Here is a 12617-nt window from a genome sequence, read left to right as displayed (position 1 = left end):
TGTTAATATTTTTAATAACTCAGAGAATTTAGAAGGGTTAGCGAATCACTTTGTAAAGGAGAGGGACAATATGACAGCAACACGCGGTCTTGAAGGGGTAGTAGCTACGACTTCCTCTGTAAGTTCAATCATTGATGATACACTAACATACGTAGGGTACGATATTGATGATTTAGCAGAGAATGCCAGCTTTGAAGAAGTAATCTATCTTCTTTGGCATAGAAGACTTCCTACGCAGCAAGAACTTGCAGAGTTAAAAAGCCAGTTGGCGGTAAATGCAGAGCTACCAAAACAAGTTCTTGATCATTTTAAGTTATTCCCAATTAATGAAGTACATCCAATGGCTGCGCTTCGAACAGCTGTATCGTTATTAGGTTTATACGATGAAGAAAGCGATGTAATGGAAGAAGAAGCGAACTACAGAAAGGCAATCCGTCTTCAAGCGAAAATGCCTGCAATTGTGACAGCTTTTGCACGTATCAGAAAAGGGTTGGAGCCAATTCCACCAAGAACTGATTTAAGCTTCGCAGCCAATTTCCTTTATATGTTATCAGGAAAAGAGCCTGAACCGATTGCAATTGAAGCATTCAATAAAGCACTTGTCCTTCATGCGGACCATGAATTAAATGCATCTACATTCACAGCACGTGTATGTGTAGCAACTTTATCGGATGTATACTCTGGAGTAACATCGGCTATAGGAGCATTAAAAGGTCCTTTGCACGGTGGAGCGAATGAAGCTGTAATGAAGATGCTAACTGAGATTGGAACATTAGAAAATGTGGATACTTATGTTCGTGGCAAATTAGCGAACAAGGAAAAAATTATGGGCTTTGGGCACCGTGTTTACCGAAAAGGAGACCCACGTGCAAAGCACCTAAAGCTTATGGCAGAGAAACTCACCAACTTAACAGGCGAACCACATTGGTTTGAAATGTCCACAAGTATTGAGAACATTGTTACGGGTGAAAAGAATCTTCCACCAAATGTAGACTTCTATTCTGCTTCTGTATATCATAGCTTAGGAATTGACCACGATTTATTTACCCCAATCTTTGCAGTAAGCCGCGTATCTGGATGGTTAGCTCATATTCTAGAACAATATGAAAATAATCGATTAATTCGTCCAAGAGCAGACTACACTGGTCCTGGAATGCAAAAATATGTGGCGATTGAGCAAAGAGGATAAAATTAAATAGGATACAGCATTTTACTTTTAGTTAAAATATTGCTGTAATAGAGAGAGGGAGGTTAGAGGCATTTGGCTCTAACCTTTGATTCTAATGTTGCCCACTATGGAAAAATATCTATATACATAATGATGGACCTTTAGTGAGCATATCTTTGTTAGACAAAATGGAGGGAGAACTATAATATGCAAGGTGAAAAAATTACAGTAACTAATGGAGTTTTAAATGTACCAAATCATCCAGTAGTACCATTTATTGAAGGAGACGGCACTGGGCCTGATATTTGGGCTGCTGCTTCTAAGGTGCTAGATGCTGCTGTTGAAAAAGCTTATAACGGTGAAAAGAAGATTGTATGGAAAGAAGTACTTGCAGGAGAAAAGGCATTCAATCAAACAGGAGAATGGCTTCCAAACGAAACGTTGGAATTGATCAACGAATATTTGATTGCTATTAAAGGACCTTTAACAACTCCAATTGGTGGCGGAATTCGTTCATTGAATGTTGCTCTTCGCCAAGAACTTGATTTATATGTATGCTTACGTCCAGTTCGCTGGTTTGAAGGAGTTCCTTCGCCAGTTAAACGTCCACAAGATACGGATATGGTAATCTTCCGTGAAAATACAGAAGACATTTACGCTGGCATTGAGTATGCCAAAGGTTCGGATGAAGTGAAAAAGCTTATCTCTTTCCTTCAAAATGAAATGGGCGTAAATAAGATCCGCTTCCCAGAAACATCAGGACTTGGTATCAAGCCAGTTTCTGAAGAAGGAACTGCTCGTCTAGTTCGTGCTGCAATTGAGTATGCTATTAAAGAGGGACGTAAATCTCTAACTCTTGTTCATAAAGGGAATATCATGAAATTTACTGAAGGTGCGTTTAAGAACTGGGGTTATGAGCTTGTTGAGAGAGAATACGGTGATAAAGTGTTTACATGGGCACAGTATGATCGTATTAAAGATGAAAAGGGCACTGAAGCGGCTAACCAAGCTCAAGCTGATGCGGAAGCTCAAGGGAAAATCATTGTGAAGGATGCCATTGCAGATATCTTCCTTCAACAGATTCTAACTCGTCCACGTGAGTTTGATGTAGTTGCAACGATGAATCTTAACGGAGACTATATTTCGGATGCGCTTGCTGCACAAGTGGGTGGGATTGGAATTGCTCCTGGAGCAAACATCAACTACGTAACAGGCCATGCTATCTTTGAGGCTACACATGGTACAGCACCAAAGTACGCAGGATTAGATAAAGTAAATCCTTCATCCGTCATTCTTTCTGGTGTGTTAATGCTTGAACATCTTGGCTGGAATGAAGCAGCGAAACTGATCATTGATTCTATGGAGAAGTCAATTGCGTCTAAAGTGGTTACTTACGACTTTGCTCGTTTAATGGACGGAGCAACAGAAGTAAAGTGCTCTGAATTTGGAGATGTACTTATTAAGAACATGGATTAATTTTTTATAAAGGCTGTTCTATTTTAGAACAGCCTTTAATTAAGATACTTAGTTGTTATTTTAAGATGACGAAAAGGGCAATAACTTTTAAAATGTAGGGGGAAAAGGTTATGTCAATGAAACGTAAGAAGATTTCTGTAATTGGTGGGGGCTTTACTGGAGCTACAACAGCTTTTTTACTTGCTCAGAAGGAACTTGGAGATGTTGTTTTGCTAGATATTCCGCAAATGGAGAATCCAACAAAGGGAAAGGCTTTGGATATGCTTGAAGCAAGTCCTGTTCTAGGGTTTGATGCAAATATTACTGGTACTGCGAATTATGCAGATACGAAGGATTCTGATATTGTTGTAATTACAGCTGGCATTGCCAGAAAGCCAGGAATGAGTCGGGATGATCTTGTTCAAACAAACCAAAAGGTTATGAAATCAGTTGCGTCTGAAATAGCTAAGTATTCACCGAATTGTACGATTATCGTTCTAACAAACCCAGTAGATGCGATGACTTACACAGTTTTTAAAGAAACTGGCTTCCCCAAAAATCGCGTCATTGGCCAATCAGGTGTATTAGATACGGCACGATTCCGTACATTTGTAGCGCAAGAGTTAAACTTGTCAGTTAAAGATATCACTGGCTTTGTACTAGGTGGACATGGTGATGATATGGTTCCGCTTGTTCGTTACTCTTACGCTGGTGGAATTCCACTGGAGACTTTAATTCCAAAGGACCGATTAGAGGCAATTGTTGAGCGTACAAGAAAAGGTGGAGGAGAGATTGTGAACCTGCTGGGAAATGGAAGTGCTTACTATGCACCTGCAGCATCTCTAGTAGAAATGTGTGAGGCAATCTTAAAAGATCAGCGTCGCGTCCTTCCATCCATTGCCTATCTTGAGGGAGAGTACGGATACAAAGGGATCTACTTGGGAGTACCAACCATCCTAGGAGCTAATGGAATAGAACAAGTAATTGAGCTAGAGCTAACAGATGAGGAAAAGAATGATTTAGATAAATCAGCAGCTGCTGTAAGAAATGTAATGGATGTTTTAGTTTAATAAAAAATGAAATTCGGGGTTCTTTTCCCCGAATTTTTTGTACCTCTATACTTTTGTTATAATAGATGCATTAGATTCGATCTGAGAACGATTTCGTTTATTGGAGGTATCGTCACCATGTTGTTAGGTAAAAAGAGAAAATTGGGTCGGAGAATTAATGAAATTTCTAAAGGAGAAAAACTTTCCCTGACAGAAAAGATTGAGGATAAGGACTTACTACTGTATCTTGGACTAACGAATGATGCGAATCCGTTGTATATTCAGCATGACTATGCTTCGCAAACTCCCTTTAAGAAGCCACTGGTGCCAAGTATTATGTTAACTGGAATTGTTACTTCTGCAGTATCTAAATATTTGCCTGGACCAGGGAGTCATATCCTAAAGCAGGAGATTGAATATAGCAAACCAATATATCACTATGAAATGATTGAATTCATGTTTGAAGTGTCCGAAGTAAGCATGAGCAATCATACAATTGAAATTACAGTTGAAGGCAAAAATGAAGAGGGAGAACAAGTTTTAAAGGGGCTGCTTTTAGTTTGTCCTCCTCATCAATTAGAGGCATTAGATGGTAATGCTTTGGAAAACTTTTAACTAATAATGGACGTGCTTTTAAGGAGTGCGTCTCTTTTTTATGAATTTTTTGTTATCTTTATTAAATGAATATGTATTATAATGGATGTGGATGATGGGGTAATAAGTGAATGTGGAGGCTTTTATGGAAAAAAGAGTGCTTGTAGTCGATGATGAGCAGTCAATTGTAACGCTCCTGCAGTACAATTTACAACAGGCTGGATATGAGGTTTTAACTGCCTCGGATGGGGAAGAAGGACGAAATATAGCTATGGAACAGGAGCTAGATTTGATCATTTTGGATTTGATGCTTCCGAAGCTTGATGGGATTGAGGTTTGTAAGCAGCTTCGTCAACAAAAAGTCTTAACTCCTATTCTTATGTTGACTGCAAAAGACGATGAGTTTGATAAAGTCCTTGGGCTTGAACTGGGTGCGGATGATTATATGACAAAGCCGTTTAGTCCAAGAGAAGTCGTAGCTAGAGTCAAAGCAATTCTTAGAAGAACCCAAGTGCAACCAGAAGCAGTAGCAGTCCAAGAAGAGGATAAAGATTTGCTTCAGGTGGCTGAACTGAAAATTTACCCTGAGCAGTATGAGGCGTATTCCGGAGAGGTACTACTTGAACTTACTCCAAAGGAATTCGAATTATTACTCTATTTAGCGAAACATAAAGGAAGAGTTCTTACAAGAGATCAGCTACTTAGTGCGGTATGGAACTATGATTTTGCAGGAGACACGCGAATCGTTGATGTTCACATTAGTCATTTAAGAGAGAAGATTGAACATAATACGAAAAAACCGGTCTATATAAAAACGATTCGAGGCTTGGGCTATAAGATGGAGGAGCCTAAGGGAGAATGATCAAATTTCGAACGAGACTTTTGTTTGCCCTAATTATGCTTATTTTCATTGTTCTTATTGGATTAGGCCTTTTGTTAGGACAATTATTTAAAGGATATTATATTGATTCCTTTGATGGAAGAATGAAGCAGGAAACAAAACTAGTCTCTACTTATATTGAAGATACTAACGGCATAGGTCATATCTCTACAGATAAGATTAGCAATTTTACTGATATGCTAAGCTCGCGAATTACAATACTAGATAAAACGGGGAATGTCGTTTATGATAGTGGCGCACTTGAGAATACGAGTAATAAAAGGCATGAAAGTGTACTCAAGTCTATCTTCGATAATTATTTAGAAAAAGACGATGAAACTATTGAAGTAGGTGGAGGGTATAATCTCCACTACTATTGGGATCGTATAGAGGTTAATGGTGAAGTTGAAGGCATCATTGTATTAAGTACGAAATTAACCGAGATTAAAAAGGCCTATGAACAGATATGGTGGATATTAACGGTTTCACTTGGGATCGCTCTATTTGTCATTATTTTATTGGGTTATAAAATCACGACCATGTATACAAAGCCGATAGAATCTGCTACAAATGTGGCTATCGAGCTTGCTAAAGGGAATTATCGTGCAAGAACGTATGAGGATCATGCTGATGAAACAGGGATGCTAAGTAGCTCAATTAATGTTTTGGCCAGAAACTTACAGGAGCTTATGAAGTCAAAGGAAATTCAACAGGATCGCTTAGGAACGTTGATTGAGAATATGGGAAGTGGACTTATTTTAATTGACAGCCGAGGCTATATTAATTTGGTCAATCGTACGTATAAAGAAATTTTTAAAGTTGAATCAAATGAGTATTTAGATAAGCTATACTACGAAGTGATTGATCAAAAAGATATCTGTGATCTGATAGAAGAAATTTTTATGACTGAGCAGAAAATTAGAAAACAACTGATTGTACCTGTCGGAATTGAAAGAAGACACTTTGAAGTCTATGGGGTCCCAATCATTGGGCTGAATGATGTTTGGAAAGGGATATTATTAGTATTCCATGATATTACCGAGATTAAGAAGCTGGAACAAATGCGTAAGGATTTCGTTGCAAATGTATCGCATGAGCTAAAGACACCTATTACTTCAATTAAGGGGTTTTCAGAGACTCTGCTGGATGGTGCGATGGAGGACAAGCAAACGTTAGAGGCATTTCTAAATATAATCCTGAAGGAAAGCGATCGTCTTCAAACATTAATACAAGATTTATTAGATCTGTCTAAAATGGAAAAGCAAGGTTTTCAGCTCTCTATTCAAAAAATAAATATTGTTGATGTGCTAAATGAGGTACTCCCAATATTAGCAGGTAAGGCTAGTGAAAAGAATATTGACCTTCAGTTTGAAGCCGAAGATGATGGAATCTATATCGAAGGTGACGTATACAGATTAAAACAGGTGTTCATTAATTTAATAACAAATGCGATTTCTTACACTCCAGAGGGTGGTTTGGTAAGGGTGGAAGTTCGTGAGAGGACCAGCAAGATAAGAATCAACGTGGTAGACACGGGTATTGGAATCGAGCGAAAGGAAATTCCGCGAATATTTGAACGCTTTTATCGGGTGGATCGTGCGAGAAGTAGAAACTCTGGTGGAACGGGTCTTGGTTTAGCTATTGTAAAGCATTTGATTGAGGCACATAAAGGGAACATCCGAGTAGAAAGTAAAGTTGGAAGAGGTACAACGTTTATCATTGAATTATTAAAAGAAATTCCTAAGTAACTAATGGGTACCTGGATACAAGTTTTACAGTACATTTACATTTGCTACATTTTTCCTTAATAAATGTTCTGTAATATCATAAGGGAAAACCCCTTCATCCAAGGACCTAAAGAAAAGGTGAAAGCTAACCCCGCTTTCACCTTTTCTTTTTTATTGAAACTTTTTTCATGTACATTCGTATATCAATTGACGGTTCTTATTAAAAAGAAAGAGGTGAAGGTGTTGCTTAGTTTAAAAAGAATTTATTCACTAGTAGGTCTAATACTTTTAATTATAGTATTAAGTTTTGTTGTATTTACGACTTGGTATACAGTAGATGAATCAGAGCAGGCTGTCATATTAACATTTGGGAAGGTAGAAGAGGGAATAACAGAACCTGGTTTGCATTTTAAAATGCCGTGGCCGATTCAAAGTGTAGAAAAGCTTTCAAAGGAAACGTTTAGCTTACAGTTTGGATATAAAGAAAAAGATGGAGAAATTGTTGAGTTCGACAATGAAACAAAAATGATTACCGGAGATGAAAACATCGTTCTAGCAGACCTTGTTGTTCAATGGAAGATTACGACTCCATCAAAATACTTATATAATGCGGATAGTCCAGAAGAAATTCTTCGTGATGCAACTTCAGCATCTCTTCGTAGTATTATAGGAAGCTCCAAAATTGATGATGCCCTTACTTCTGGTAAGGCAGAAATAGAAGCAAGTGTCAGAGACCTGCTGTCATCGTTAATGGATAAATATGATATTGGAATTACTATCATGGCAGTAAAGCTACAGGATGTGGAGCTACCAAATGAGGAAGTACGAAAGGCATTTACCAATGTAACGGATGCTCGTGAAACGATGAATACAAAAATTAACGAGGCAAAGAAGTACCAAAATCAGAAAATCAATGAAGCAGAAGGGGAAAAGGCGGCCCTTATTTCTAGAGCCCAGGGGGACCAATCAGCAAGAATTGAGATTGCTAGAGGGGATGTAGCAGTATTCAACAAGTTGTATGATGAATACAAAAATAATCCTGAAGTAACAAGACAAAGACTAGTGTTAGAGACCCTAGAGGAAGTGTTACCTGGATCAGAAATTTATATCATGAATGATAATGGAGACACATTAAAGTATTTCCCTATTAGACCTCTTGAGAAAGAAGAAACGAAGACCGTGAAAGAGGGGAGTGGAACGAATGAATGATGGAAATGTAATAGATATGAAGGAACGTTCTGGAGATGGTTTTAAATGGCGAAATTATACAAAGTTCGGATTGATTGTTCTGTTAATCATCCTTTTAATTGGGATAGCTCTAACCAATTTATTTATCGTCAAGGAAGGCGAGTTCCGTGTTGTTCGGCAATTTGGAGAAGTTGTTCGAATTGAGAGTTCACCAGGGCTAAGCTATAAAGTTCCGTTCGTTCAAAGTGTGTCAACTCTACCAAAATATCAAATGACCTATGATGTAAATGAAGCTGAAATCAATACAAAGGATAAGAAGCGTATGTTAATTGATAACTATGCTGTTTGGAAGATTGAAGATCCTAAAAAAATGATTTCAAATGCGAGAACAGTTGAAAATGCTGAAGGTAGAATGGAGGAGTTTATTTACTCGGTCGTTCGATCAGAGCTAGGAAAGTTAAACTACGATGAAATTATTAATGATGAGGCATCTACTAGAGGCTCTTTAAATGATAAGATCACAGAAAAGGTTAACGAACTTCTTTCAAAAGATAATTATGGAATTGTTGTAACAGATGTTCGAATGAAAAGAACAGATTTACCAAAGGAAAACGAACAGTCGGTGTTCACTCGGATGATCTCAGAACGTGAATCAAAGGCACAGGAGTATTTATCCAAGGGCGATGCGGAGAAAAATATTATCGTAGCAGATACTGATCGCCAGGTAAAAGAAACACTAGCGAAGGCGCAAGCGGATGCTGAAACGATTCGTGCAGAGGGAGAAGCTCAAGCCGCAAAGGTGTATAATGAAGCTTTCTCTAAAGACCCAAGCTTCTATCAATTATTTAGAACATTAGAATCGTATAAAAAGACCATTAACGGTGAGACAGTTATCGTTCTACCATCTGATTCACCATATGCCCGTTTGCTTATGGGATATACGGAGTAAATATGAGGCCGGTGTTTTCCTTTACTATCATCATCATGGTAGAATAAAGAAGGAAAACACGGCTTTTTTACATATTACATAAGACAAGCTTTAGTTAGAAAGGGAGGTTTCCTTTGAAAAAGAAACTCGTATTAATTGATGGAAATAGTATTGCCTACCGGGCGTTTTTTGCTTTGCCATTGCTAAACAATGATAAAGGTGTTCATACGAATGCCGTTTATGGATTTACCATGATGCTCTTGCGGATACTAGAGGATGAGAAGCCGACACATATTATGGTTGCGTTTGATGCGGGGAAAACAACCTTCCGTCATAAGACATTTAGTGAGTATAAGGGAGGACGTCAAAAGACGCCATCTGAGTTATCCGAACAATTTCCATTTATTCGAGAAGTTTTGGACGCCTACCGAATCAAAAGGTATGAGCTGGAAAACTATGAAGCGGATGATATTATAGGTACCTTGTCGAAGAAAGCGGAAGAAGATGGGTATGAAGTAAAGGTCATTTCTGGAGATAAGGATTTAACTCAATTAAGCTCTGAAAAAACAACGGTTGCCATCACGAAAAAAGGGATTACTGAAATTGAGGAATATACCCCAGAGCATATCAAAGAAAAATATGGTTTAAGACCAGAGCAAATCATCGATATGAAAGGGTTGATGGGAGACACTTCTGATAATATTCCTGGCGTTCCAGGAGTTGGAGAGAAAACAGCCATCAAGCTACTTGCAGAGTTTGAAACGCTTGAAAAACTGCTTGAGTCGATTGATCAAGTGAGTGGGAAAAAACTGAAAGAGAAGCTTGAGGAATTCAAGGACCAAGCAATCATGAGTAAAGAGCTTGCGACAATTACAAGAGAAGCCCCAGTAACGGTACAGCTTGATGAATTCGAATATGACGAGTTTGACCGTGAGAAGGTTGTCCAGTTATTTAAAGAGTTAGGTTTTAACTCACTGCTAGATAAATTAGGCGATAACGAAGGGGATTCTGTAGAAGAACCTTTGGAAAGTGTAGAATACACGACTGTTAATGAAGTAACGGAAGAACTTTTTACAACGGAGAATGCTTTATATGTTGAAGTGTTAGATGACAATTATCATTACGCTGACATTGTAGGTATTTCTTTAGTGAATGAAAACGGGAACTTCTATATTCCAACCGATGTAGCAAAGGAATCATCTGTATTTAAAGCTTGGGCTGAAAATGAAGCATATAAGAAAATTGTTTACGACGCAAAGAGAACAGAGGTATCACTGCGCCATCTTAACATCCATCTAAAGGGGATTGAATTTGACTTACTATTAGCATCTTATATAATGAACCCCGCTGAGTCAGTGGACGATATCTCAACGACTGCAAAGCGCTATGGTTTTACAAGTATTAGTTCGGATGAGGCCTTTTACGGTAAAGGGGCTAAGAGAAAGGTTCCTGAACCGGAACAGCTTGGAGAACATCTTGTTCGAAAAGGGCTTGTGTTACAGGATTTACGAGACAAGCTTGAACAGGAATTAAAAGCAAATGAACAATTTGAGCTTTATTATGATTTAGAGCTTCCTTTATCATTAATATTAGCTGATATGGAATCGTGTGGCGTTAAGATTGACCTTGACCGGCTTCATGCCATGGGGGAGTCCATTACCAATAAATTAAGGACGATTGAAACTCGTATTTATGAGCTAGCAGGAGAGAGCTTTAATATAAATTCACCAAAGCAGTTAGGTGTGATTCTTTTTGAAAAACTACAGCTGCCAGTTGCAAAAAAAACAAAAACAGGTTATTCAACTTCTGCAGATATTTTGGAGAAGCTTGAAGATGAGCATGAAATTATTAGAGAAATTCTAAATTACCGTCAACTTGGAAAGCTTCAGTCCACATATATTGAAGGATTACTTAAAGTGATTAATCCTGCGACGAATAAAGTGCATACAAGGTTTAATCAGGCTTTAACACAAACAGGAAGACTAAGCTCAACAGATCCTAACTTGCAAAACATTCCTATTCGATTAGAAGAGGGAAGGAAAATTCGTCAAGCTTTTATTCCATCTGAGAAAGGTTGGATCATCTTTGCAGCCGATTATTCACAAATTGAATTACGTGTATTGGCACATATAGCAAATGATGAAAAGTTAATTGATGCATTTAAAGAAGGACTTGATATTCATACAAAAACAGCGATGGATGTTTTTCATGTATCTAAGGAAGAAGTTACTTCAAATATGAGACGCCATGCAAAAGCAGTGAATTTTGGAATTGTATATGGTATTAGTGATTATGGTTTGTCTCAAAGTTTAAATATTTCTAGAAAAGAAGCAGGCAGCTTTATTGAGAGGTACTTAGAAAGCTATCCTGGTGTTAAGGAGTATATGGATGACATTGTAAAAGATGCAAAACAAAAGGGATACGTTTCAACCCTTCTTCATCGCAGAAGATATATTCCAGAAATAACAAGCAGGAACTTCAACCTTCGTAGCTTTGCGGAACGAACGGCGATGAATACGCCTATACAAGGAAGTGCAGCAGATATTATTAAAAAAGCGATGATTGATATGGCAGAAAGACTTGAAAAGGAAAAGCTAAAAACAAGATTGCTGCTATCTGTACACGATGAACTAATATTTGAAGCACCTGAAGAAGAAATCGAGCGACTGAAGGAAATTGTACCTGACGTAATGGAACATACAGTGGAGCTGAAGGTACCACTTAAGGTCGACTATTCCTACGGTCCGACTTGGTTTGATGCAAAATAAGGGCAGTAGGGAGGTATAATATTGCCAGAACTTCCAGAAGTCGAGACAGTTCGACGAACACTAGAAATGCTCATTTTAGATAAAGAAATAAAAGAAGTAACCGTTCTTTGGCCAAAAATGATTAAACATCCTGATGTAGATCAGTTTGGTGACGCCTTAATTGGCGAAAGATTTATTCAGTTGGGTCGAAGAGGGAAATTTCTTATCTTATATACCGAAAAATATGCTTTAATATCTCATTTGCGAATGGAAGGTAGGTATGCTCATTTTGAGGTGGAGGAACCAGTAGCTCTTCATACTCATGTGATTTTTACATTTACCGACGGGACAGAGCTACGCTACAAAGATGTACGTAAATTTGGGACGATGCATTTATTTGAAAAAGGGAAAGAGTTTAACCAGCCTCCATTATCAACTCTCGGACCTGAACCATTTGATTCGGATTTTACGGCATTGTATTTACAAAATAGGTTATCAAAAACCCAAAGGTCTATAAAAACAGCCTTGCTTGATCAAACGGTTGTCGTTGGCCTTGGCAATATTTATGTAGATGAAGCCCTCTTCCGATCAAGAATACATCCTGAGAGAATTGCAAGTTCACTGAAGAAAAAAGAGTGGAGCATCCTTTATGAACAAATAAAGGAAACGTTAAGAGAAGCAGTCGATAAGGGTGGAAGTACGGTCCGATCTTATGTGAATTCCCAAGGACAAATGGGGATGTTTCAACTAGAACTATTTGTTTACGGCAGGAAAGGTGAAGACTGCAAGGTGTGTGGAACTCCTTTAGAAAAGATTGTTGTAGGTGGAAGAGGAACAGTATTTTGTCCAACATGTCAAAAGAAGAAGTAGATTGAACCTTG

10 protein-coding genes are annotated in these 12617 nt (G+C 38.1%); all 10 read left to right on the top strand.

The genetic code is table 11. The features are described from left to right. Positions 1–70 precede the first annotated feature (70 nt). The 10 genes from citZ (at position 71) to mutM (ending at position 12606) form a co-directional block, all read left to right on the top strand. Entirely contained in the window at positions 71–1189 is a 1119-nt protein-coding gene (gene citZ / locus BKO01S_RS06195; protein WP_066050384.1) for a citrate synthase, read from the top strand. Between the two features lie 186 nt (positions 1190–1375). Then, complete coding sequence (icd, locus tag BKO01S_RS06190; protein WP_066050381.1) at positions 1376–2644, top strand: NADP-dependent isocitrate dehydrogenase; 1269 nt, start codon at positions 1376–1378, stop codon at positions 2642–2644. Positions 2645–2754: 110 nt separating this feature from the next. Beyond that, entirely contained in the window at positions 2755–3693 is a 939-nt protein-coding gene (gene mdh, locus BKO01S_RS06185) for a malate dehydrogenase (RefSeq protein ID WP_066050378.1), read from the top strand. A gap of 117 nt (positions 3694–3810) precedes the next feature. Further along, positions 3811–4287, top strand: coding sequence for a MaoC/PaaZ C-terminal domain-containing protein (locus BKO01S_RS06180; RefSeq protein WP_066050374.1), 477 nt, complete (start codon positions 3811–3813; stop codon positions 4285–4287). A 124-nt stretch (positions 4288–4411) separates the two neighbouring features. Then, positions 4412–5128, top strand: a complete 717-nt coding sequence (locus tag BKO01S_RS06175; protein ID WP_066050371.1) for a response regulator transcription factor — start codon at positions 4412–4414, stop codon at positions 5126–5128. Next, on the top strand, positions 5125–6894 hold the full coding sequence (gene pnpS / locus BKO01S_RS06170) for a two-component system histidine kinase PnpS (RefSeq protein WP_066050368.1): 1770 nt from the start codon (positions 5125–5127) through the stop codon (positions 6892–6894). Before BKO01S_RS06175 ends, pnpS begins: the two co-directional genes overlap by 4 nt. A 222-nt stretch (positions 6895–7116) precedes the next feature. Further along, the gene (gene hflK / locus BKO01S_RS06165; RefSeq protein WP_066050366.1) at positions 7117–8082 is read left to right on the top strand and encodes an FtsH protease activity modulator HflK; all 966 of its coding nucleotides are present in this window, start codon (positions 7117–7119) and stop codon (positions 8080–8082) included. Beyond that, a complete protein-coding gene (hflC, locus tag BKO01S_RS06160) occupies positions 8075–9010 on the top strand; it encodes a protease modulator HflC (RefSeq protein WP_066050362.1) in 936 nt (311 codons plus the stop codon). Before hflK ends, hflC begins: the two co-directional genes overlap by 8 nt. 113 nt (positions 9011–9123) lie before the next feature. Next, positions 9124–11757 carry a DNA polymerase I gene (gene polA, locus BKO01S_RS06155; protein WP_066050360.1) on the top strand — a complete coding sequence of 878 codons (2634 nt, stop codon included), beginning with the start codon at positions 9124–9126 and terminating at the stop codon, positions 11755–11757. Between the two features lie 21 nt (positions 11758–11778). Then, positions 11779–12606: a DNA-formamidopyrimidine glycosylase gene (mutM, locus tag BKO01S_RS06150; RefSeq protein ID WP_066050357.1), complete on the top strand. Its 828-nt coding sequence runs from the start codon at positions 11779–11781 to the stop codon at positions 12604–12606. The last annotated feature ends 11 nt before the right edge of the window (positions 12607–12617 follow it).

The sequence above is a fragment of the Robertmurraya korlensis NBRC 107688 genome, from assembly GCF_001591645.1.
GTDB lineage: Bacteria > Bacillota > Bacilli > Bacillales > Cytobacillaceae > Robertmurraya_A.
Note: the sequence above shows the minus strand (reverse complement) of the source record. Positions and strands in the feature narration are given on the sequence as shown.

What these genes read in the sequence shown, in the direction of transcription:
- citZ (WP_066050384.1), top strand. Translation starts at nt 71, where the DNA reads ATGACAGCAACACGCGGTCTTGAAGGGGTAGTAGCTACGACTTCCTCT.
- icd (WP_066050381.1), top strand. Translation starts at nt 1,376, where the DNA reads ATGCAAGGTGAAAAAATTACAGTAACTAATGGAGTTTTAAATGTACCA.
- mdh (WP_066050378.1), top strand. Translation starts at nt 2,755, where the DNA reads ATGTCAATGAAACGTAAGAAGATTTCTGTAATTGGTGGGGGCTTTACT.
- BKO01S_RS06180 (WP_066050374.1), top strand. Translation starts at nt 3,811, where the DNA reads ATGTTGTTAGGTAAAAAGAGAAAATTGGGTCGGAGAATTAATGAAATT.
- BKO01S_RS06175 (WP_066050371.1), top strand. Translation starts at nt 4,412, where the DNA reads ATGGAAAAAAGAGTGCTTGTAGTCGATGATGAGCAGTCAATTGTAACG.
- pnpS (WP_066050368.1), top strand. Translation starts at nt 5,125, where the DNA reads ATGATCAAATTTCGAACGAGACTTTTGTTTGCCCTAATTATGCTTATT.
- hflC (WP_066050362.1), top strand. Translation starts at nt 8,075, where the DNA reads ATGAATGATGGAAATGTAATAGATATGAAGGAACGTTCTGGAGATGGT.